Genomic DNA, 22,909 nt, shown 5'->3' with positions numbered 1-22,909 from the left:
CGTTGGGGAGCCAAGGGGCGCGTTGCGGGGGCGCATTCGCGTCGTCTTCGCCGTGGGAGTACGGGAGTTGACGGTCCCGCGGCGATGTCCCGGCGTTCTCGCGTGAGTCTCCGCGAGGCGCACTCGCGGAGCACACGCGGCTCCGCCGACGCTCTGTGGCGCGCCCTTCATGGCAGCATGGGGAACCAGTTCGTACGGTGCACTGGTTGTCCCCAGCCTGTGGAGGCGTCGATGCGGTGGTTGGTGGGGTGGAGCAGCGCCGCCGTGGGAGCAGGAGCAGCGGGGATCGCCGGGGCCGCCGGCTCCGCCGGTGCCACCGGCTACGACGGGGAGACCGTGCAGCCCGTGGGTGCCCAGCCGTTGTGGGGCGACCCCGATCCCCTCTGGGCGGTGGGCGACTGGCGTCCCGACGAGGTGCGCGTCGTCGCCGCCGACGCGCAGACCCGGATCGCCGTGCTCGGCATCTGCGGTGCGAGCGACGAGCAGCTGCGGGTCGCGCTGTTCGCCGCGCGCGGGGGCGCACTGCGGCATCTGACGGCGTGGCCCGGCAGTTACACGGCCGTCGTCCAGGTGGGGCGGCGGATCACCGTCTGCGGCGACCTCGCGGGCGCGCGGCCGGTTTTCCACACCCCCTGGGCGTCCGGCACCGCCTACGCGACCGCCGCGCTGCCGCTGGCTGACCTCGTGGAGGCCAACCTCGACTTCGGCCACCTCGCCGCGCTGCTCGCCGCGCCCGACGTGCCGGCCGCGCTGGACGACTCCACCCCGTACGACGGCGTGAAGCGTGTTCCGCCGGGGCACGCGCTGATCCTGCGCGCCGGGTCGCGGGAGATCGCCGGGTACGAACCGGTGGCCTCGCTCGCCGTCGCGGCGCCCTCGGCCGACCCCGACCGCGCGGTGGACGGCGTGCGGGACGCCCTGGTGGACGCGGTGCGCACCCGGCTCGCCGCGCCGCGGCACGTCCCCGGGGACGGCATCGACCCCGGGCCCGTCCCGGGCATGGGGCCCGCGGAGCGGCGGGCGGCGCGGGGGATGCCGGTGCCGGGGATCGGGGCCGATCTGTCCGGCGGGCCGGCCTCGGGCACGCTGGCGCTGCTGGCGGCCGGGCTGCCGGGGATGCCGGGGACCGTGCTCGGGCACGGGACCGGGGCGGGGGAGCGGCTGCTGGCCGTCACCTTCAACGACCTCGCCGTCGGCGGGCAGGAGCCCGAGCTGGCGCGGGCGGGGGCGCTCGCGGCCAACCCGCGGCTGCACCACGTGGTGGTCACCGGCGGCGAGGACATGCTGCCGTACGCCGCGCTGGACGGGCCGCTGACCGACGAACCGGGCTCGTCCCTGGTCGCCGCGGCGCGGCACCGGGCGCGGCTGGCGGCGGGCAGCGCGGACCACTTCACCGGGTACGGGGCCCGGCAGGTGCTGGACGCGCATCCGGCGCGCCTCGCCGACCTGCTCATGGACCGCAAGCGGCGCCATCTGGTCCGGCCGGTCGCCGCACTGGCCAAGGCCGACGGGTCGGTCCTGGTCCCCGCGCGCGTGTACGGCGCGGCGCGGCGGCTGGCGCGCACGCCGTACCGGAGCGGGCTCGAGGTGCTCGCCGAGCGGTTGCTGCGCAGACGGTTCGACACGCCGGGCGACGGGGCGATGGACGCCTCTTTGGCCGCGCTGACCTGGGCCGGGGCGGGGCCGGCGGCGCGGTGGCTGACCGGAGAGGCGCTGGCTGAAGTATCGGTTCGCCTCCAGACGTCCTCGCAGCGGTCGGGGGTGGGGCCGGGGCAGCGTCCGGGGGACTTCCGGGCGCGGGCGGCGCTGGCTCGGCAGGCGGCGGAGGTGCGGGTGCTGGAGCAGGCCGCGGAGATCCGCTTCCAGCGGCTGCACACGCCGTTCCTGGACAACCAGGTCGTCCGGGCCTGCCGGGCCCTGCCGGAGGCGCTGCGGGTGCAGCCGGGGGCGCGGGCGGCGATCTTGCGGACGGTGCTGGAGGGGGCGGGGGTGAGCGAGCTGCCGAGCGGGTGGGGCGCGCCCACGCAGGCGCTGGCGGCCTCCACGGCGCGGACGGGGCTGCGGGTCGCCGCGGACTCCCTGCTGGGGCTCTTCGACCGGCCGCTGCTCGCGGAGGCGGGGCTCGTGGAGGCGCGGGTCGTGCGCAAGGCGGTGCGGGCGGCGGCCGCGGGTGAGCCGCTGCCGCTGGACGGACTGGCCGACCTCGTCTCGCTGGAGCTGTGGCTCGGCCGCCTGCTGGCCCGCCGCGGCACCTGCTGGACCGGCACCCCGGCCCGCCAACGCGCGGTACCCGCGGGCATCGCGCCGCAGCGGGGGGCGCTGGGCGGGGCCGGGGCGGTCGTGCGGCGGGTCTGACGCGGGTGCCCGCACCGCACCGGTGCGGCGACAATGACTCCGTGCGGTACAGAATCCTGGGCGTCACCCAGACGGAGGACCACGGCACCGTCGTCAACCCCGGCGGTCCCCGCCTGCGCGCGCTGCTCACCGCCCTCGCCCTGCGCCCCGGCGACGTCGTCACCCCCACCACGCTGATCGACGAGGTCTGGGCCGAGGACGACCCGCCGCAGGACGCCCCCGCCGCCCTCCAGGCCCTGGTCGGCCGCCTCCGCCGTACCGTCGGCAAGGACGCCGTCGCCTCCGCCCCCGGCGGGTACCGGCTCGCGGCGACGCGCGACGACGTGGACCTGTTCGTGTTCGAGCGCCTCGTACGGCGAGGCACCGCCGCCCTCGCGCACGGCGACGCCGCGACCGCCGCCCGGCACCTGGACGAGGCGCTCGCCCTCTGGCGCGGCCCCGCCCTGGCCGACCTCCCCGGGCACGCCGCCCGCCCCGACGCCCTGCGCCTGGAGGCGACCCGCGCCCGTATCGAGGCCGGTCTGCGGCTCGGTGACGCCCACGACGCCGTACCGCGGCTGCGCGAACTGACCGCCGCGCACCCGTACGACGAACCGCTGCACGCCCTCCTCATCGCCGCCCTGCGCGCCGCCGGTCGCGACGCCGACGCCCTGGCCGCCTACGAGAGCGCCCGCCGCACCCTCGCCGACGGCCTCGGCATCGAACCCGGCCCCCGGCTGCGCGCCCTGCACGCCGAACTGCTCGGCACCGGGGGCGCGCAGCGGCCCTCCCCGGCCCCCGGGCGGGCCCCCTCCGACGGCCGCAAGGGCAACATCAGGCCCCGGCTGACCACCTTCGTGGGGCGCGAACCCGAGCTCGACGCCCTCCGTTCCGAACTGCCCGGGGCCCGCCTCGTCACCCTCACCGGACCCGGCGGATCCGGAAAGACCCGCCTCGCCGAGGAGGCCGCCGCCGGGCTCGATCAGGCGTGGCTGGTCGAACTGGCCCCGCTCGACCGGCCGGAGGCGGTGCCCGGCGCGGTCGTCAACGCCCTCGGGCTGCGCGAGACCGTGCTGCTCACCGGCGACCGGCCGGCCGGGCAGGACGACCCCGTCGCCCTGCTCGTCGAGTACTGCGCCCCGCGCAGCCAACTCCTGGTCCTCGACAACTGCGAACACGTCATCGGCGCGGCGGCCCGGCTCGTCGAGACCCTGCTGACCCGGTGTCCGGGCCTCACCGTCCTCGCCACCAGCCGGGAGCCCCTGGGCGTGCCCGGCGAGTCGGTGCGACCGGTCGAGCCGCTCACCCAGGAGCAGGCGCAGCGCCTGTTCACCGCGCGCGCCGGCGCCGTGCGTCCCGACGCGGACGCGGTCCTGCGCGACGAGGAGGCGGTCGCCGAGATCTGCCGGCGGCTCGACGGACTGCCGCTGGCCATCGAGCTGGCGGCCGCCCGGCTGCGGCTGCTCACCCCGCGGGAGATCGCCGACCGGCTCGACGACCGGTTCCGCCTGCTCACCTCGGGCAGCCGTACCGTCCTGCCCCGCCAGCAGACGCTGCGCGCGGTCGTCGACTGGTCCTGGGACCTCCTCGACGAGGCGGAACGCACGCTGCTGCGCGAACTGTCGGTCTTCGCGGGCGGCTGGGACCTGGCGGCCGCGGAGGCCGTGGGCACCGGGCCCGCCGCGGACCTCCTCGGGGCCCTCGTCGACAAGTCCCTCGTCGTCGCCGACCCGGGCGCCGACGGCGCCGCCATGCGCTACCGCCTGCTGGAGACCATCCACGAGTACGCCGGGGAACGCGCCGCCGAGACGCCCGGGCTGCGCGACGCCGCCGAACGCGCCCACCGCGCGTGGGCCCGCGCCCTGGCACAGGAAGCCGACGCGCAGCTGCGCTCGGCCGGGCAACTGCCGTACATCTCCCGCCTGGAGGACGAGCACGACAACATCCGCGCGGCCCTCGACCGCTCCCTCGCCGCGGGCGACGAGCCGGAGGCCGCGGCCCTCGCGCTCGCCATGGGCTGGTTCTGGTGGCTGCGCAACTACCGGCACGAAGGCGTCAGGTGGCTGGAGCGGGTGCTGCGCCTCGGAGCCGCCCTGGACGCGGGGGGCAGCGGACGGGTGCCGGGGGCGGACGTCCTCGCCCGGCGTACCGCTGCCGCCGACCACGTCGGCGCGCTCCTGGAGGGGAGCGGGGGCGGTCCGGGGCATCCGCTGCACGCGTTGCGCATGCAGGTGCGGATGATGCACATCCTCCTCACCTTCGAGACCGCGCCGAGGGAGGGGCTGCTGGACGAGCGCATGCGGCGGTACGTCCGGCGGGTGCGGGACCACTTCGCGGCGGGCGGCCCCGAAGCGGCCCGGGTGCCCGGTCTCATCTGGCCGCTGACCGAGTTCTTCGTCAGCGACTCCGGCGACGTCCAGGGATCCATGGACGCCTCCGTCGCCAACTGCCGTGTCTACGGCGGCGAGTGGGAGATCGCCGCCAGTCTCATGTTCCGTACGCATGCGGTGGTCGACATCTCGGGCACTCCGGTGGGCATCGACGCCGACCTGGCGGAGATGCGTGTGCTCAGCCGTCGGGTCGGCGACCGCCTCGTGGAGGCCCAGGTGTGCAGCGCCTTCGGCGAGGCAGCCATGGTGCGCGGCCGCTACGAGGAGGCCAGGGCCGAGTACGCGGAGGCGCTGCGGCTCGCCGAGGAGGTGGGGGCCTTCGCGGAGGCGCCGTTCCTCATCGCCCGGCTCGCCGAGATCGCCTACCGCGAGGGGGACCACGGCACGGCGCTCGGCGTACTCGACGAGGCCGGAGCCGCGGCCGACCGGTACGGCGTGGTGGACTCCAAGGCCTTCGTCCTGATGCTGCGGGCCGGACTCGCGGTGGCCGACGAGGAGTTCGCGCGGGCCCGCGTCCTGTGGGAGGCGGCCCGCGAGGAGTGCCTGCGCGGCACGCCGCCGCCGCAGTTCCTCGCGATGCTCGGGCTGGTGGACGCGCTCGTGACGGCGGGCGAGTCGGGCCCGGGCGCCGCCTTGCCGTTGCTGACGGGCACCCTGCGGACGGCCGTCGAGGAGCGGTGCGCCGAGCTGGTCCTCGCGACGCTGGCGGACAGCGCGGCCGGACTGCTGAGCGACCTCGGCGACCAGGCCCGTGCGGTGCGGCTGCTGGGCGCGGCCGGACACTGGCGCGGCGACCGCCCGCGCCCCATGCCGGACCGGGCACACGCCGAGCGGGCCGAGGCCGCCGCCCGCGGTGTCCTCGGCCCGCAGCGGTACGCCGCCGAAGTGGCCGCGGGCGCCGGCCTCACGCCCGGGGACGTCGTCGGCGAGCTGGAGACGGCGGTGCGGCGGCCGGTTCCGCAGGCTCCTACGCGCAGGTGAAGCGGGACTGGGCCCAGTCCGCGAGCGCCAACGAGTCGAAGTGGCTGTGCGGCTCGGTCACCAGCCGCAGCGTCTCGCGTCCCGTGATGTCCACGTGGACCGGTACCGCGGGGTCCCCGCCCTTGACCATCCCCGAGTTCCACAGCCGCACGTCGTCCGCGTACACCGAGAAGTGGACCTTGCCCAGCTTCATCGTCAGGTCGTCGACGCCGGCCAGCGCGTCGTAGGACGAGCACTCGCGGTTGAGGTCGATGGTGACCGAGGAGCGTCCGTTGACGGTGACGCCGTGCGCGTACGACACGTCGTCGACCGACAGGTCGGAGCGCTGCCACACCCAGCTGCTTCCGGCCAGCCGCATCTCGGGGCCGGTGCCGTCGCCGCTCACGTCGTACGCCAGCTCGCTCCACTGGTAGACGGCCGGGACGGGTGGCGGTGAGGGAGGGGGCGGGGGAGGTGTCGGGGTGGGGGTCGGCTTCGGCTTCGGCGGGGGAGTCGGGGTGGGGGTGGGGGTCGGTTTCGGGGTGGGCTTCGGGGTCGGGGTCGGGGTCGGGATGGGGGTGGGAGTCGGCTTGGGGGCCGCCACCGGTTCGGGTGGGCGGGGCGGCCGGGGCGAGGGCGTGGGGGTGTCCGGGGCGGGCTGCGCCACCGGGGAGGAGGCGGGCGGGGCGGCCTTCGGCGGCTCCTTGCCCGGGGCGTCGTCGCCGATCAGGGCCAGGGCCAGCGCCGCCGCTGCGGCCACCGCGACCACACCGGCCGCGATCCCCGCCTTCACCGGCGCGCCCAGCCCCTCGGAGGCCGCCGCCCCGGCCCCGGCGCCCGCTCCGCCGGACGCACCGCCGCTCGCCGCGGCCGCCGCGCCCGCGGCTCCCGCCGCACCCGCGCCCCCGGCGATGAGCCCCGCCGCCTTCGCGTACCCGGCGACACCGAACCAGCCGATGACCGCGACGGGCACCACGGCGGGGATGCCGCTCGCGACCTCCTCGATCTGGGTCGCGGCCAGCCGGCACCTCGCGCACTCCTCCAGGTGTTTGCGCAGCCCGCGTTCGGCCCGGACGCGCAGCCTGCCGCGCGCGTACGTGCCGAGCTGGTCGGCGTAGCGGGCGCACTCCTCGTCGGTGGCGAGGGCATCGCTGACGTGGGCCTGGAGATAAGCCTGCTTGAGCCCCTCGCGGGCGCGGCTGGCCAGGACACGCGTGCCGTTGGCGTCCAGACCGAAGAGCATGGCCACCTCGCTCGGCGACTCGTCCTCGACCTCGGTGTGCCACAGCACGGCCTGCCACCGCTCCGGCAGCGACCGGAACGCCCGCATGGCCATCGACTGCTCGGCCTCGTGCATGGCGCGGACGTCGGCGCCCAGCTCCAGGGTGTCGTCGTCCGGCACCTTCGCGGTGTGCGCGGCCTGCGCGGCGAACACCGCGAAGTCCTCGACGAGTTGCTCCCGACCGGCCGACCGGGTCCAGCCGGCGGCGACGCGCCGGACCGCGGTGAGCAGGTAGGCGCGTACGGCGTGCTCGGGTCCCGAACCGCCGCGCACCGCCTGAAGCATGCGGGCGAACACCTCGGCGGTGAGGTCGTCCGCGGTGTGGGCGTCGCGGCAGCAGGTGCGCGCATACCGGCGTACCGCGTCCGCGTGGCGCCGGTACAGCTCCTCGTAGGCCGTGTCGTCGCCCGAGCGCATCCGCCCGATCAGCTCGGCGTCGGACGCGGGAAGCTCGCGCGGCGGCGGCAGGATGCCGTCGTCGTACAGGTCGCGCGGCGGCGGCAGGACGCTGTCCTCGTGCAGCTCGCGCTGGGCCGGAACGCCGGTCCCGGCAGGGCGCTCGTCCTCGGCGGGACCCTCGCGGCCGCCGTCCCGGGCGAGGCCCCGGCCGCCGTCCTCCACGGGAGCGGCCTCCCGCCCGGCACGGGGCGGACCGCCCTGGCCCGGCACCTGCGGCGAGCCGCCCGCCCGGGCGTCACCGTCCCCGGTGCGGCCGCCCAGGCCAGCGCCGGTCCCGACGTCACCGGGACCGCTCTCGCCGTCACCGAGTGAACCGTCCCGCCCGTCAACGCTCATCGCGGAAAGCCCCCGCCAACCTGCCCAGCCAGTCCGAACACCGGGTCAGCGTGCCATATTGGCTTTTGTTCAGGACCCCCCTGTGCCGACCGTCACTCGTCTGTGCGGACTTCACGTGCCGCGGTAATAACGCTCAGCCGTTCGGGGAAGGAGATACGGGCCCCCGACGACGTCGCCGCGTCTCACACCGGCCGCGACCGCAGCCCCTCCAGCAGGATGTCCAGCAGCCGGGCCGAGGCCGCCGCCTGCTGGGCCGGGTCCGGCAGCGAGGGCGCCGCCGTGGCTATGACCAGCAGCACGTCCGACACCGACACGTCGGGCCGCAGCTCACCGGCCGTGCGCGCCCGCTCCACGAGCCGGCCCACGACCTCCAGCAGCGCCGCGGCACCGTCGTCCCCGACCACGGAACCCGCGACAGAACCCGCCACAGGTCCTGCGGCAGGTCCTGCGGCAGAGGTTGCGACAGGGCCCGCGGCGTCCGCGGCGGAAACTCCGACGGCGGCCGACGCCCTGGCCGCGGCGGACTCCTCGGACACCAGCCGCAGCTCGCCGGTGCCCGGCTGTATCCGCTGCTGCGGCACCCGCGGATCACCGGCGGCCGCTGCACCGGGACCGCCCACGCCGCCGTCGGTCCCGGCGTCGTCCGACACCCCGACCCGCAGCACCTGCGGCGGCAGCAGCCGGCCGGCGCCCGAGGCAACCGACGTCCGCAGGAAGCGGGACAGCGCCGACCACGGCTCGTCCTCCTGCCCGAGCGCCGTGCGGGCCTGGTCGGTCAGCCGTGCCGTCTCCTCCTCGGCTATCCGGCGCACCAGCACGTCCTTGCTCGGAAAGCGCCGGTACACCGTGCCGACACCGACCCGCGCGCGCCGCGCCACGTCCTCCATCGGCGCGCCGTACCCCAGCTCGCCGAACACCTCCCGCGCAGCGCGCAGCACGTGCTCCAGATTGCGCTGGGCGTCCACGCGCAAGGGCGCGCTCCGTCCCGCGTCCCCGTGTGCGCCGCCCGCCGCCGTACTCATCGCACCGCCGGGCGCGACGGCCGACGCGGACGACCAATGAGAATCCTGAACATGCATAGACAATCCCCCGGTAATGACGTCTCCCCCCGGAGACACTCCCCGCCATCGAAAGCCGGAGTGCGTGGAACGGGCCCGGTTGCGCGGCCCGCCCGTCGCGGACCGCATGAGCACATCCGCCTACACACCGTGGGAAAGAACATAGTTGAGCGGGGGTCAATTCAGAAGGGGCACGTTCCGCACGGAGCGCCCCCCGATCGGAGCACGGATGGCACCCGCCCCGGATGTGCCCCCCTCCGAGCCCCCACTCACCCACGCTGACCTGCGTGATCATGCCGTGCGACGTTGGTTCCCGCGGCTGGGCGCCCCGACGATCTCCGGTCACACAATTTGACGAGCCTGTGGACAAACGCAAGCGCCGGGTGCGTCATGGGATGGTGAAGGAACGTGCGCGCATTCTCGTTGTCGGCGGTGGCTACGTCGGGATGTACACGGCCCTGCGGCTGCAACGGAATCTCAAGGGCGAACTGCGGCGGGGCGAGGCCGAGATCACGGTCGTCACGCCCGACGCCTACATGACCTATCAGCCGTTCCTCCCCGAGGCGGCGGCCGGTTCCATCTCCCCCCGGCACGTCGTCGTGCCCCTGCGCCGCGTCCTCGGCCAGTGCGACGTCGTCGTCGGCGAGGCCCGGTCCATCGACCACACGACCCGCACCGCCACCGTCACCACCCTCGCCACCGACGAGGCGAGGACGGGCGCCCGCCGGCTGACCTACGACGAACTCGTCCTCGCCCCCGGCTCCGTCTCGCGCACCCTGCCCGTCCCCGGACTCGCCGACCACGGCGTCGGCTTCAAGACCGTCGAGGAGGCCATCGGCCTGCGCAACCACGTCCTCGAACAGATGGACATCGCCTCCTCCACCCGCGACCCCGCCATCCGCGACGCCGCCCTCACCTTCGTCTTCGTCGGCGGCGGCTACGCGGGCGTGGAGGCCCTGGGCGAGCTGGAGGACATGGCCCGCTACGCCGCGCGGTACTACCACAACGTCACCCCCGAGGACATGAAGTGGATCCTCGTCGAGGCGTCGGGCCGCATCCTGCCCGAGGTCGGCGAGGAACTGGGCCGCTACACGGTCACCGAACTGCGCCGCCGCAACATCGACGTACGCCTGGACACCCGCCTCGAGTCCTGCGCCGACCGCGTCGCCGTCCTCAGCGACGGCTCCCGCTTCCCCACCCGTACGGTCGTCTGGACGGCCGGCGTCAAACCGCACCCCCTCCTCGCCGCCACCGACCTGCCCCTCGACGACCGCGGCCGGCTCGCCTGCACCGCCCACCTGTCGGTCGACGGCGCCCCGCACGCCTGGGCGGCCGGTGACGCCGCCGCCGTCCCCGACGTCACCGCGGCGGAACCCGGCCGAAACTGCGCCCCCAACGCCCAGCACGCCGTCCGCCAGGCCAGGGTCCTCGGCGACAACGTCACCCACGCCCTGCGCGGCGAGCCCCTGGACACGTACGCGCACCGGTACGCGGGCTCCGTCGCCTCCCTCGGCTTCCACAAGGGCGTCGCACACGTCTACGGGCGCAAGCTCAAGGGCTACCCCGCGTGGTTCATGCACCGCGCCTACCACCTCAGCCGCGTCCCCACCGTCAACCGGAAGGCACGCGTACTGGCCGAATGGGTGATCGCCGGGCTCTTCAAACGGGAGATCGTCTCCCTGGGCTCACTCGAACATCCGCGGGCGGAGTTCGAACTCGCGGCCGGTGGAAAGCCTTCTCAGGAGCCCCCGCACAACCCGAAGGGGTCGTCCTGACCGGACTCAGGAACTCCCCCGGCCACCGGGGCGTCTGACGGATGTCGGCCAGGCGGGCACCCTGCCAGACTGGTCCACCACCGCGGGCGCGCCGCCGCTCGCCCCAGCGCGGCCCCCGGGGCCCGGGCCGCCCCGGCCCGTCCCGGTCCCCGGCCGCCGACAACTACACGAGGCAAGGATTCGTGAACTTCACGCGCTGGAGCGCCCGACTCCCCGGAACACAGCGCCGCGCCGCCGCGCGGACCGACACGGCCCTCTCCCCGGACCGGCGGGCGGACGGCTCCGTACCCGCCGCCCGCGCCGAACAGCCGGCCGACGAGGCCCCGCTCGCCGCCGACGTCCCCAGCGTCGACGAACTGCCCGTCCGCGACGTCCTCGGCCGCGTCCCGGCCCTCGTCGCCCTCCTGCACGGCCCCGAACACCGCCTCGCCTACGTCAACGACGCCTACGTCGCCGCCTTCGGCATCCGCGACCTCGGCGCCCGCGCCCGCGAGGCCCTCCCCGAGTTGGACGAGCCGGGCCTCTTCCCGCTCCTGGACCAGGTCCAGCGCAGCGGCAGACCCCGCACCCTCAAGTCCCGCAAGGCCCCCGACGGCCGCTCCTACACGTTCACCTGCACCCCGGTCACCGAGGGCCACAACGGCGACGGCCGCGGCGTCCTCGTCTTCGCCACCGACGTCACCGACCACGCCGAGGCCGCGGGCCGCCTGCGCGCGAGCGAACGCAGCCAGCGCGAGACCGCCGTCACCCTCCAGCGCTCCCTCCTGCCGCAGGAGCTGGAGGAGCCCGACGACCTGCGCGTCGCCGCCACCTACCACCCCGGCGGCACCGAGGCCGCGGTCGGCGGCGACTGGTACGACGTGATCACCCTCGGCGGCGGCCGCACCGCCCTCGTCATCGGCGACGTCATGGGCCGAGGCGTCCGCGCGGCGGCCGTCATGGGCCAGCTCCGCACGGCGGTCCGGGCCTACGCCCGCCTCGACCTGCCCCCGCACGAGGTGCTCCAGCTCCTCGACGGCCTCGCCGCCGAGATCGACGCCAACCAGATCGCCACCTGCGTCTACGCCATCCACGACCCGAACGAGGGCCGGCTGGTCTACGCGTCCGCCGGCCACCTCCCCATCCTGGTCCGTGACGAGGACGGCACCGTCCAGCGCGCCGACGAACCCACCGGCCCGCCGCTCGGCACCGGTGGCTGGATCCACGCGTCCGGCTCGATCGCCCTGCCCCCTGGCTCCACGGCCGTCCTCTACACCGACGGCCTGGTCGAACGCCGCGACGAGGACCTCGACGAGGGCATCGCCGCCCTGGAGCGCGCCCTGTCCGGCGCCACCGGCACGCCCCAGGTGGTCTGCGACCGGCTGGTCCGCTCGGCGGGCGTCACCCCGGACCACGACGACGACGTCGCCGTCCTGGTCCTCCAGCACCCCGCCCGCAAGGGCGCCGAGGCCGAGCTGTTCCGCAACGCCGCCCTGGAGCTGCTCGGCGGCGTGGAAGCGGCCCCACGCGCGCGTGCCTTCGCCTCCGGCGTCCTCACCAGCTGGCGCTTCCCCGCCGAGCTGCACGACCTCGGCGTCCTGGCCACCAGCGAACTGGTCGCCAACTCCCTCCAGCACGGCACCCCGCCGATGCGGCTGCGGCTGCGCCGTACCGACCGCCGCCTCATCATCGAGGTGACCGACGGCGACGACCACCTGCCCCGCCGCCGCCGCGCGGAGCCGGGGGACGAGTCCGGCCGGGGCATCGCCATCGTCGCGACGATCGCCTCCAACTGGGGGTCCCGGCGCACCCCGGGCGGCGGCAAGGCCGTCTGGTGCGAGTTCGTCCTGCAGAAGCCCTGAGCCGACGGCGGAGCGGGTACGGACCCCGGCCCCGCCACTACCCGCCCGGCCCGCTCACGCCTCCGCGGACACCACGGCGTCGGCCGGCGCCCCGCCCTGCGTGACCACCCGGCTCCTGGCCAGCGACGGCTGATTCTGGACATCGGTGAGCTGCCGCCCCAGCCGCACCGCCAGCACCGTGATGCCCAGCGAGAACAGCAGGAACGCCACGATGTACGGCGCGTGCAGCGAGGCCCCGAGCGGCCCGCCGACCGCCGGACCGATCGCCAACGCGAGCTGCTTCACCAGGGCGAAGGCGGAGTTGTACTGCCCGGCGAGACCGGTCGGCGCCAGGTCCGCCACCAGCGGCGCCAGCGTCGGCGACAGCATCGCCTCACCCAGCCCGAACAGCGCGTACGTCGAGATGAAGGCGGCCGTGGCCATCGTCTGGCTGCCGTGTCCCAGCCCGGCGTACCCGGCCACGGCCCACGCCACGGCCCAGATCAGCCCCACGGACGCGATGACCCGGGACCGCTTGCGCCGCTCCACGAACTTCAGCACCGCGAACTGCGCGATCACGATCACCAGCGTGTTCGCCGCCAGCGCGGTACCCAGCGCGGACGTGGAGATCCCGGCCGCCTCGACGCCGTACGCGCTCAGCCCCGACTCGAACTGCCCGTAGCAGGCGAAGAACAGCACGAAGCCCAGGACGCACAGCTGCACCATGGCCCGATTGCCGAGAAGCTGCTTCCAGCTCCCGCCGCCGGCCTGTCCCGGCGCCCCCTCGATCCGCGGCGCACGCGGCGTCCGCACCGTCGCCATGACGGCCACCAGCACCAGGAACATCGCCGCCTCGATGGCGAACAGCAGCGTGAAGGACGACGGGCTCGTGGTGTCGACCAGGTGACCGCCGATGAGCCCGCCGACGCCGAGCCCCAGGTTCTGCAGGAAGAACTGCATCGCGAACGCACGCGACCGGGTCTCCGTCGTCGAGCAGTCCACGATCATCGTCGCGAGCGCGGGCTGCATCACGGCCTGCCCGGCCCCCAGCGCGGCGGCGGACAGCAGCACGGTGCCGGCCGAGGCCGACAGCCCGAGGCTCAGCGCGCCGAGCGCGGCGGTGACCAGGGCGACCAGCAGCACCGGCAGCGGACCACGCCGGACGATGGCCCGCCCGGCGAACGGCAGCACGATCAGCGCGGCCACGGCGAAGACGGCGAGCACGAGGCCCGCCGTGACAGAACCCAGTCCCCGTACCTGCGCCACATAGACGTACAGGTAGGGGACCGTGAAGCCGAGTCCGAACGCGCTGAGTGCGTTGCCCACGTGGATCCGGCGCATCGCCGCGCCCATTGCCCTGGTCACGTTCACCCTCTCTTGATCTCTCGGATCGTCCGCTCCAGCCGTTAGAGCTGAAGACTTAGAAGCTAAAGTTCGAAGGTAAAGAGTACATACCGAAGGACTTCAAAGCAAAGGAGTTGCGTGCCATACTGCGGCCATGGGCGACACCTCCGGCGCCGGCGAGCCGACACTCGAAGAGCAGATCGCCGCCTACCAGCGCGAGTTCCAGGACCTCGACCCCCAGGTCGAGAAGATCGTCTCGGCGCTCTCCCGCCTCAACCGCCGTATGAACGTCGCGTACGGCCGCCAGACCGCCGAGCTGGGCATCAGCAACACGGACTGGGAGGTGCTGAAGGCCCTCGTGCTCTCCGGCGCTCCGTACCGGCTAGGCCCCGGCGACCTCGCCAAGCGCCTCGGCCTCACGCCCGCCGCGATGACGCACCGGATCGACCGCATGGTGACGGAGGGCCTGGTCACCCGGGAGCGCGACGAGACCAACCGGGTGCGCGTGATCGTCGCGGTCACGGCGGAGGGGCGCGAGAAGTGGCTGGCGGCCATGCGCCTGGCCACCGTCTTCGAGGAGGACCTGCTCCAGGACCTCTCCGCCGACGACCGCACCGCGCTCGGTGATGTGCTGACCCGCCTCCTGCGCAGGGTGGAGCACGCACAGCCGGACGCCGGTGGCCGGCTCAGCGACCTCGATTAAAGATCTTGACAGCGACGCTTGACAGCCCCCTGCGGGATCCGTAAGGTTCTTCGGGTTGCCACGGGACCGTAACGGTTCTGCGGCAGCACCTCCCGCCGCAGCAGCGGCAATCAAACCACCAGCACGACCCCCAAGTGGGAATGACTTCGGCGCGCCCGAATTCAATTTCGCTGGGTACTCGTCGGCCCGATCGACCCCGATTGGGAATCGCCGAGAGGGTCCGCTAAGGTTTGAGACGTCGGAACGGCCCAACAACCGGGACGACAACCCCTTCTGACGGGGAATCAGGGCCCGAAAGGATCTGATAGAGTCGGAACCGCCGGAAAGGGAAACGCGGAAGCGGGAACCTGGAAAGCACCGAGGAAATCGGATCGGAAAGATCTGATAGAGTCGGAAACGCAAGACCGAAGGGAAGCGCCCGGAGGAAAGCCCGAGAGGGTGAGTACAAAGGAAGCGTCCGTTCCTTGAGAACTCAACAGCGTGCCAAAAGTCAACGCCAGATATGTTGATACCCCGACCTGATCGGATCTCCGTTCGGGTTGAGGTTCCTTTGAAGTAACACAACAGCGAGGACGCTGTGAACGGTCGGATTATTCCTCCGACTGTTCCGCTCTCGTGGTGTCACCCGATTACGGGTAAACATTCACGGAGAGTTTGATCCTGGCTCAGGACGAACGCTGGCGGCGTGCTTAACACATGCAAGTCGAACGATGAACCACTTCGGTGGGGATTAGTGGCGAACGGGTGAGTAACACGTGGGCAATCTGCCCTTCACTCTGGGACAAGCCCTGGAAACGGGGTCTAATACCGGATACTGACCCTCGCAGGCATCTGCGAGGTTCGAAAGCTCCGGCGGTGAAGGATGAGCCCGCGGCCTATCAGCTTGTTGGTGAGGTAATGGCTCACCAAGGCGACGACGGGTAGCCGGCCTGAGAGGGCGACCGGCCACACTGGGACTGAGACACGGCCCAGACTCCTACGGGAGGCAGCAGTGGGGAATATTGCACAATGGGCGAAAGCCTGATGCAGCGACGCCGCGTGAGGGATGACGGCCTTCGGGTTGTAAACCTCTTTCAGCAGGGAAGAAGCGAAAGTGACGGTACCTGCAGAAGAAGCGCCGGCTAACTACGTGCCAGCAGCCGCGGTAATACGTAGGGCGCAAGCGTTGTCCGGAATTATTGGGCGTAAAGAGCTCGTAGGCGGCTTGTCACGTCGGTTGTGAAAGCCCGGGGCTTAACCCCGGGTCTGCAGTCGATACGGGCAGGCTAGAGTTCGGTAGGGGAGATCGGAATTCCTGGTGTAGCGGTGAAATGCGCAGATATCAGGAGGAACACCGGTGGCGAAGGCGGATCTCTGGGCCGATACTGACGCTGAGGAGCGAAAGCGTGGGGAGCGAACAGGATTAGATACCCTGGTAGTCCACGCCGTAAACGGTGGGCACTAGGTGTGGGCAACATTCCACGTTGTCCGTGCCGCAGCTAACGCATTAAGTGCCCCGCCTGGGGAGTACGGCCGCAAGGCTAAAACTCAAAGGAATTGACGGGGGCCCGCACAAGCGGCGGAGCATGTGGCTTAATTCGACGCAACGCGAAGAACCTTACCAAGGCTTGACATACACCGGAAAGCATCAGAGATGGTGCCCCCCTTGTGGTCGGTGTACAGGTGGTGCATGGCTGTCGTCAGCTCGTGTCGTGAGATGTTGGGTTAAGTCCCGCAACGAGCGCAACCCTTGTCCCGTGTTGCCAGCAAGCCCTTCGGGGTGTTGGGGACTCACGGGAGACCGCCGGGGTCAACTCGGAGGAAGGTGGGGACGACGTCAAGTCATCATGCCCCTTATGTCTTGGGCTGCACACGTGCTACAATGGCCGGTACAATGAGCTGCGATACCGCAAGGTGGAGCGAATCTCAAAAAGCCGGTCTCAGTTCGGATTGGGGTCTGCAACTCGACCCCATGAAGTCGGAGTCGCTAGTAATCGCAGATCAGCATTGCTGCGGTGAATACGTTCCCGGGCCTTGTACACACCGCCCGTCACGTCACGAAAGTCGGTAACACCCGAAGCCGGTGGCCCAACCCCTTGTGGGAGGGAGCTGTCGAAGGTGGGACTGGCGATTGGGACGAAGTCGTAACAAGGTAGCCGTACCGGAAGGTGCGGCTGGATCACCTCCTTTCTAAGGAGCACATAGCCGACTGCAGGCAAATGTCCTGCACGGTTGCTCATGGGTGGAACGTTGACTACTCGGCACACTTGATCCTGATCTTCTCGTCAGTACTGCTTCGGCGTGGAACACGAGTAAGGGAAGGCAAGGGTGTCGGGCACGCTGTTGGGTATCTGAGGGTACGGCCGTGAGGTCGCCTTCAGTTGCCGGCCCCGGTAAAAATCCGCGTGAGTGGGTTGTGACGGGTGGTTGGTCGTTGTTTGAGAACTGCACAGTGGACGCGAGCATCTGTGGCCAAGTTTTTAAGGGCGCACGGTGGATGCCTTGGCACCAGGAACCGATGAAGGACGTGGGAGGCCACGATAGGCCCCGGGGAGTCGTCAACCAGGCTTTGATCCGGGGGTGTCCGAATGGGGAAACCCGGCAGTCGTCATGGGCTGTCACCCGCTGCTGAACACATAGGCAGTGTGGAGGGAACGCGGGGAAGTGAAACATCTCAGTACCCGCAGGAAGAGAAAACAACCGTGATTCCGGGAGTAGTGGCGAGCGAAACCGGATGAGGCCAAACCGTATACGTGTGAGACCCGGCAGGGGTTGCGTGTGCGGGGTTGTGGGATCTCTCTTTTACGGTCTGCCGGCCGTGAGACGAGTCAGAAACCGTTGATGTAGGCGAAGGACATGCGAAAGGTCCGGCGTAGAGGGTAAGACCCCCGTAGTCGAAACGTCAACGGCTCGTTTGAGAGACACCCAAGTAGCACGGGGCCCGAGAAATCCCGTGTGAATCTGGCGGGACCACCCGCTAAGCCTAAATATTCCCTGGTGACCGATAGCGGATAGTACCGTGAGGGAATGGTGAAAAGTACCGCGGGAGCGGAGTGAAATAGTACCTGAAACCGTGTGCCTACAAGCCGTGGGAGCGTCGGGATGGAGCTTGCTCCATCCTCGTGACTGCGTGCCTTTTGAAGAATGAGCCTGCGAGTTTGCGGTGTGTTGCGAGGTTAACCCGGGTGGGGAAGCCGTAGCGAAAGCGAGTCCGAATAGGGCGTTTTTAGTAGCACGCTCAAGACCCGAAGCGGAGTGATCTAGCCATGGGCAGGTTGAAGCGGCTGTAAGAGGTCGTGGAGGACCGAACCCACCAGGGTTGAAAACCTGGGGGATGACCTGTGGTTAGGGGTGAAAGGCCAATCAAACTCCGTGATAGCTGGTTCTCCCCGAAATGCATTTAGGTGCAGCGTCGTGTGTTTCTTGCCGGAGGTAGAGCACTGGATAGGCGATGGGCCCTACCGGGTTACTGACCTTAGCCAAACTCCGAATGCCGGTAAGTGAGAGCGCGGCAGTGAGACTGTGGGGGATAAGCTCCATGGTCGAGAGGGAAACAGCCCAGAGCATCGACTAAGGCCCCTAAGCGTACGCTAAGTGGGAAAGGATGTGGAGTCGCACAGACAACCAGGAGGTTGGCTTAGAAGCAGCCACCCTTGAAAGAGTGCGTAATAGCTCACTGGTCTAGTGATTCCGCGCCGACAATGTAGCGGGGCTCAAGCGTACCGCCGAAGTCGTGTCATTGCAGCAATACGGCCAACGCCGGCTGTGATGGGTAGGGGAGCGTCGTGTGCCGGGTGAAGCAGCCGCGGAAGCGAGTTGTGGACGGTTCACGAGTGAGAATGCAGGCATGAGTAGCGATACAAACGTGAGAAACGTTTGCGCCGATTGACTAAGGGTTCCTGGGTCAAGCTGATCTGCCCAGGGTAAGTCGGGACCTAAGGCGAGGCCGACAGGCGTAGTCGATGGATAACCGGTTGATATTCCGGTACCCGCTGTGAAGCGTCAAACATCGAGCATCGTGATGCTAAGGCCGTGAAGCCGCCCTGATCTCTTCGGAGTTGAGGGGAGTGGTGGAGCCGCCGAACCAAGCGGTTAGTAGGTGAGTGATGGGGTGACGCAGGAAGGTAGTCCATCCCGGGCGGTGGTTGTCCCGGGGTAAGGGTGTAGGCCGGTGTGTAGGTAAATCCGCACACCTTGTGGCTGAGACCTGATGCCGAGCCGATTGTGGTGAAGTGGATGATCCTATGCTGTCGAGAAAAGCCTCTAGCGAGTTTCATGGCGGCCCGTACCCTAAACCGACTCAGGTGGTCAGGTAGAGAATACCGAGGCGTTCGGGTGAACTATGGTTAAGGAACTCGGCAAAATGCCCCCGTAACTTCGGGAGAAGGGGGGCCACACCTGGTGACGAGTTTTGCACTCTGAGCTGGGGGTGGCCGCAGAGACCAGCGAGAAGCGACTGTTTACTAAAAACACAGGTCCGTGCGAAGCCGTAAGGCGATGTATACGGACTGACGCCTGCCCGGTGCTGGAACGTTAAGGGGACCGGTTAGTCACATTTCGGTGTGGCGAAGCTGAGAACTTAAGCGCCAGTAAACGGCGGTGGTAACTATAACCATCCTAAGGTAGCGAAATTCCTTGTCGGGTAAGTTCCGACCTGCACGAATGGCGTAACGACTTCTCGACTGTCTCAACCATAGGCCCGGTGAAATTGCACTACGAGTAAAGATGCTCGTTTCGCGCAGCAGGACGGAAAGACCCCGGGACCTTTACTACAGTTTGATATTGGTGTTCGGTTCGGCTTGTGTAGGATAGCTGGGAGACTTTGAAGCTCGCACGCCAGTGTGGGTGGAGTCGTCGTTGAAATACCAGTCTGGTCGTGCTGGATGTCTAACCTGGGTCCGTGATCCGGATCAGGGACAGTGTCTGATGGGTAGTTTAACTGGGGCGGTTGCCTCCTAAAGAGTAACGGAGGCGCCCAAAGGTTCCCTCAGCCTGGTTGGCAATCAGGTGTTGAGTGTAAGTGCACAAGGGAGCTTGACTGTGAGACCGACGGGTCGAGCAGGGACGAAAGTCGGGACTAGTGATCCGGCGGTGGCTTGTGGAAGCGCCGTCGCTCAACGGATAAAAGGTACCCCGGGGATAACAGGCTGATCTTCCCCAAGAGTCCATATCGACGGGATGGTTTGGCACCTCGATGTCGGCTCGTCGCATCCTGGGGCTGGAGTCGGTCCCAAGGGTTGGGCTGTTCGCCCATTAAAGCGGTACGCGAGCTGGGTTTAGAACGTCGTGAGACAGTTCGGTCCCTATCCGCTGTGCGCGTAGGAGTCTTGAGAAGGGCTGTCCCTAGTACGAGAGGACCGGGACGGACGAACCTCTGGTGTGCCAGTTGTCCTGCCAAGGGCATGGCTGGTTGGCTACGTTCGGGAGGGATAACCGCTGAAAGCATCTAAGCGGGAAGCCTGCTTCGAGATGAGGACTCCCACCCCCTTGAGGGGTTAAGGCTCCCAGTAGACGACTGGGTTGATAGGCCGGATCTGGAAGCACCGTGAGGTGTGGAGGTGACCGGTACTAATAGGCCGAGGGCTTGTCCTCAGTTGCTCGCGTCCACTGTGTTGGTTCTGAAACCACGAACAACCCCATGTGCCACACATGGTGCGGTTGAGTGTTTCATAGTGTTTCGGTGGTCATAGCGTAGGGGAAACGCCCGGTTACATTTCGAACCCGGAAGCTAAGCCTTACAGCGCCGATGGTACTGCAGGGGGGACCCTGTGGGAGAGTAGGACGCCGCCGAACAATTGTTGCTGGGAGACCCCGCACCGGGAACGGTGCGGGGTTTTCTGCGTTCTACCCCCGGTTTCTAGCCCACCAGCTTTGTTTCATAGGCCAGGATGACCGCCTGGACACGGTCCCTGGAGCCCGTCTTCGCCAGGATGCGGCCCACGTGTGTTTTCACCGTGGACTCGGCGAGGTGGAGACGCTCGGCTATCTCCGTGTTGGTCCAGCCCTGGCCCATGACGCGCAGGATCTCGGTCTCGCGTTCGGTGAGTGGGGACAGGCGCGGATCGGGGGACCCGGGCGTGTGGTCCCGTGTGCCGGCGGCCGGCAGGTGGTGGACGTAGGCGTCGAGCAGGCGGCGGGTGAGGCTCGGGGCGACCACCGCGTCGCCTGTGGCCACCGCGCGGATGCCGGAGAGGAGTTCCTCCGGCAGGGCGTCCTTGACCAGGAAGCCGGAGGCGCCGGCGCGCAGGCCTGAGTAGGCGTACTCGTCCAGGTCGAAGGTGGTGAGGATGAGGACGCGGCTGCGGCCGCCGCCCGCGACGATGCGGCGGGTCGCCTCGATGCCGTCCAGGCCGGGCATGCGGACGTCCATGAGGACGACGTCGGGGTGGAGTTCGGCCGCCATCCGGGCCGCTTCGGCACCGTTGGCCGCCTCGCCCACGACCGTCATGTCGTCCTGGCTCTCCAGGAGCATGCGGAAGCCGAAGCGCTGGAGGGGCTGGTCGTCGGCGATGAGGACGGTGGTCACTGCGGGGATTCCTCCGGTAGGTGCAGATGGACGCGCCACCCCTGCTCGGGGGCCGGGCGCGGGCCGGCCTCAAGTGTGCCTCCGTACAGGGAGGTCCGTTCACGCATCCCCGGCAGGCCGCGGCCGCCGGACGGCGTGCGGGAGGGGAGCGGGGCCGCCCGGCCCGTGTCGGTGACGGTGAGGGTGGCGGCGCCGCCCGACCCGTAGGACAGCTCGATGTGGGCGGTGGCGTCGGGACCGGCGTGTTTGAGGGTGTTGGTGAGGGCTTCCTGGATGACGCGGTAGAGGGTGAGCTGGCGGCCCTCGGGGAGGGCGGGCTCCCCCTTGACGGACGTGCGGACGGGGAGGCCGGCCCGGCGTACGCCGTCGAGGAGACGGGCGAGGTCCGTGAGGGCGGGCTGCGGGGCCAGTTCGGGCTCCGGGCCGGTGCCGTCCTGGTCGTCGTCGCGCAGGACGTCCAGGAGGCGGCGGAGTTCGCCGAGCGCCTGGCGGCTGGTGGTGCCGATGGCGTCGAGGGCCTGGGCGGCGCGGTCCGGGGACTTGGCGGCGGCGTAGCGGCCGCCGTCGGCGAGGCCGGTGATGACGGAGAGGTTGTGGCCGATGATGTCGTGCATCTCCCTGGCTATGCGCGCGCGTTCGGCGGCGGCGGCGAGCCGGACCTGCTGGTCGCGTTCCGTCTCCAGGCGGCGGGCGCGGTCCTCCAGGGCTTCGGTGTAGCCGCGCCGGGTGCGCACGGTGATGCCGATGAGGGCGGCCACGCCGATGGCGACGAGCTGCGAGCCGAGCTGCTGGTTCCAGGAGCCCGCGCTGTCCCCGTAGCGGGCGACCGAGACACAGGTCGGCGCGGCCACCACGGCCACCGCCCACCAGAGGTTGCGCAGCGGCAGGCGCAGGGCGATGTGGTGGACGAGGAGGAGTTGCAGCAGGGCGGCCTGGAGGGCGGCGCCCGACCATGCGCTCACCAGCGCCGCGGGCAGCGTGACGAGGAGGGCACCCCGGGGGTGGCTGCGGCGCCAGACGACGGGGACGGAGAGGGCGAGGCTGAGCACGAGGACGAGGCCGACGGGGACGCCGGGGTCGTGGGCGACGCTGCGCCAGCCGTCGCCGGTCCCGTCGACGAGGGCGGCCAGGACCCAGAAGCCGGTGAGGGTGAGGTCCCACAGGAGCGGATGGCGGTGGTCGAAGGCGCGGATCCGCCGGTTGACGCGCTGGACGTACTCGGTGACGGGTTCGGCGGCTCGGTCTTCCGGCACCGGCTTCACGGGCTCCATCTGACCATGGTCGGGGGTCCGGGCGGGACGGGCGTCCGTCCGGGGGCCGTATATGAGATGAGGGGCGTAGTACCCGGGTATTACGGTGGCCGGCATGAGTGCCTCGGTCCCCGGTGACTACGTGATCCGTTCCATACGCGCCGACGAGTGGCCCGCGGTGAAGGAGCTGCGGCTGCGTGCGCTGCGGGACCCGGTCGCGGATCTCGCGTACCTGGAAACGTACGAGGAAGCCGCCGCGCGGCCGGACTCCTACTGGCAGGAGCGGGCGGTCCGTGGCGCCGAGGGGGCCGCCGAGGCGCAGCAGGTCGTTGCCGTGGGACCCGGCGGGCTGTGGCTCGGCACGCTGACCGTGCTCGTGGAGGAGGCCGGGACGACGGACTGGGCCGGGTTCCCGGTGGAGCGGCGGCAGGGTCATGTCGTCGGGGTGTTCGTACGGCCCGAGTGGCGGGGGAGCGGGCTGACCAAGGCGCTGTTCGACGCCGGTCTCGAGTGGGGGTGGGCGAACGGCGTCGAGCGGATGCGGCTCATCGTGCATCCCGGCAACACGCGGGCACAGGGGGCCTACCGCAAGGCGGGGTTCGTGCCGAGCGGGCGGACGGTGCCGCTGGAGGGCGGGCCCGGGGACCACGAGTTGGAGTACGTGCTCGAGCGCTGACCCGCCTCGCGCCGCCG

11 protein-coding genes and 3 rRNA genes are annotated in these 22,909 nt (G+C 70.5%); 9 read left to right on the top strand and 5 right to left on the bottom strand.

Annotation, left to right across the window (positions count from 1 at the left end):
• The first annotated feature begins 231 nt into the window (after positions 1–231).
• Positions 232–2,355 (top strand): asparagine synthase-related protein, encoded by a 2,124-nt coding sequence (locus tag R2E43_RS17840; RefSeq protein ID WP_011029443.1) that lies wholly within the window; start codon positions 232–234, stop codon positions 2,353–2,355.
• Positions 2,356–2,396: 41 nt separating this feature from the next.
• Positions 2,397–5,705 carry a BTAD domain-containing putative transcriptional regulator gene (locus tag R2E43_RS17835; RefSeq protein ID WP_332056352.1) on the top strand — a complete coding sequence of 1,103 codons (3,309 nt, stop codon included), beginning with the start codon at positions 2,397–2,399 and terminating at the stop codon, positions 5,703–5,705.
• On the opposite strand, the gene R2E43_RS17830 is transcribed toward R2E43_RS17835, so the two are convergent.
• Complete coding sequence (locus R2E43_RS17830) at positions 5,692–7,761, bottom strand: sigma-70 family RNA polymerase sigma factor (protein ID WP_332056351.1); 2,070 nt, start codon at positions 7,759–7,761, stop codon at positions 5,692–5,694. The two genes, R2E43_RS17835 and R2E43_RS17830, sit on opposite strands and share 14 nt — an antisense overlap.
• A 182-nt stretch (positions 7,762–7,943) precedes the next feature.
• The gene (locus R2E43_RS17825) at positions 7,944–8,840 is read right to left on the bottom strand and encodes a TetR/AcrR family transcriptional regulator (RefSeq protein WP_332056350.1); all 897 of its coding nucleotides are present in this window, start codon (positions 8,838–8,840) and stop codon (positions 7,944–7,946) included.
• A 374-nt stretch (positions 8,841–9,214) separates the two neighbouring features.
• Here R2E43_RS17825 and R2E43_RS17820 point away from each other — a divergent pair, with 374 nt between their 5' ends.
• Complete coding sequence (locus R2E43_RS17820; protein ID WP_003974853.1) at positions 9,215–10,594, top strand: NAD(P)/FAD-dependent oxidoreductase; 1,380 nt, start codon at positions 9,215–9,217, stop codon at positions 10,592–10,594.
• Positions 10,595–10,776: 182 nt separating this feature from the next.
• Positions 10,777–12,435 carry an ATP-binding SpoIIE family protein phosphatase gene (locus R2E43_RS17815; RefSeq protein ID WP_003974852.1) on the top strand — a complete coding sequence of 553 codons (1,659 nt, stop codon included), beginning with the start codon at positions 10,777–10,779 and terminating at the stop codon, positions 12,433–12,435.
• A gap of 54 nt (positions 12,436–12,489) precedes the next feature.
• Here the strand turns inward: R2E43_RS17815 and R2E43_RS17810 are convergent, their stop codons facing one another.
• Entirely contained in the window at positions 12,490–13,767 is a 1,278-nt protein-coding gene (locus R2E43_RS17810) for an MDR family MFS transporter (RefSeq protein WP_003974851.1), read from the bottom strand.
• Between the two features lie 145 nt (positions 13,768–13,912).
• On the opposite strand from R2E43_RS17810, the gene R2E43_RS17805 reads away from it, so the two are divergent.
• The 4 genes from R2E43_RS17805 (at position 13,913) to rrf (ending at position 20,233) form a co-directional block, all read left to right on the top strand.
• The gene (locus tag R2E43_RS17805) at positions 13,913–14,461 is read left to right on the top strand and encodes a MarR family winged helix-turn-helix transcriptional regulator (protein ID WP_003974850.1); all 549 of its coding nucleotides are present in this window, start codon (positions 13,913–13,915) and stop codon (positions 14,459–14,461) included.
• A gap of 642 nt (positions 14,462–15,103) precedes the next feature.
• Positions 15,104–16,630: ribosomal RNA gene (locus R2E43_RS17800) — 16S ribosomal RNA — on the top strand.
• 280 nt (positions 16,631–16,910) lie between these two features.
• Positions 16,911–20,032: ribosomal RNA gene (locus R2E43_RS17795) — 23S ribosomal RNA — on the top strand.
• Positions 20,033–20,116: 84 nt separating this feature from the next.
• Positions 20,117–20,233 (top strand): 5S ribosomal RNA (gene rrf, locus R2E43_RS17790).
• Together the 16S, 23S and 5S rRNA genes form the textbook arrangement of a ribosomal RNA operon.
• Before the next feature lie 64 nt (positions 20,234–20,297).
• On the opposite strand, the gene R2E43_RS17785 is transcribed toward rrf, so the two are convergent.
• Positions 20,298–20,966 carry a response regulator gene (locus R2E43_RS17785; protein WP_011029450.1) on the bottom strand — a complete coding sequence of 223 codons (669 nt, stop codon included), beginning with the start codon at positions 20,964–20,966 and terminating at the stop codon, positions 20,298–20,300.
• Complete coding sequence (locus R2E43_RS17780) at positions 20,963–22,237, bottom strand: sensor histidine kinase (protein ID WP_030868540.1); 1,275 nt, start codon at positions 22,235–22,237, stop codon at positions 20,963–20,965. Before R2E43_RS17780 ends, R2E43_RS17785 begins: the two co-directional genes overlap by 4 nt.
• Positions 22,238–22,331: 94 nt before the next feature.
• Here R2E43_RS17780 and R2E43_RS17775 point away from each other — a divergent pair, with 94 nt between their 5' ends.
• Positions 22,332–22,892, top strand: a complete 561-nt coding sequence (locus R2E43_RS17775) for a GNAT family N-acetyltransferase (RefSeq protein ID WP_030868536.1) — start codon at positions 22,332–22,334, stop codon at positions 22,890–22,892.
• Positions 22,893–22,909 lie beyond the last annotated feature (17 nt).

This window comes from Streptomyces violaceoruber, from assembly GCF_033406955.1.
Classification (GTDB): Bacteria; Actinomycetota; Actinomycetes; order Streptomycetales; family Streptomycetaceae; genus Streptomyces; species Streptomyces violaceoruber.
The sequence above is the reverse complement of the archived record's forward strand: the minus strand, read 5'-3'. Positions and strand labels throughout refer to the sequence as shown.

Bases quoted from the DNA above. Each gene is read 5' to 3' on its own strand.
- R2E43_RS17830 (WP_332056351.1), bottom strand. From the start codon at position 7,761: ATGAGCGTTGACGGGCGGGACGGTTCACTCGGTGACGGCGAGAGCGGT.
- R2E43_RS17825 (WP_332056350.1), bottom strand. From the start codon at position 8,840: ATGCATGTTCAGGATTCTCATTGGTCGTCCGCGTCGGCCGTCGCGCCC.
- R2E43_RS17810 (WP_003974851.1), bottom strand. From the start codon at position 13,767: ATGGGCGCGGCGATGCGCCGGATCCACGTGGGCAACGCACTCAGCGCG.
- R2E43_RS17780 (WP_030868540.1), bottom strand. From the start codon at position 22,237: ATGGAGCCCGTGAAGCCGGTGCCGGAAGACCGAGCCGCCGAACCCGTC.
- R2E43_RS17820 (WP_003974853.1), top strand. From the start codon at position 9,215: ATGGTGAAGGAACGTGCGCGCATTCTCGTTGTCGGCGGTGGCTACGTC.
- R2E43_RS17805 (WP_003974850.1), top strand. From the start codon at position 13,913: ATGGGCGACACCTCCGGCGCCGGCGAGCCGACACTCGAAGAGCAGATC.
- R2E43_RS17775 (WP_030868536.1), top strand. From the start codon at position 22,332: ATGAGTGCCTCGGTCCCCGGTGACTACGTGATCCGTTCCATACGCGCC.
- R2E43_RS17840 (WP_011029443.1), top strand. From the start codon at position 232: ATGCGGTGGTTGGTGGGGTGGAGCAGCGCCGCCGTGGGAGCAGGAGCA.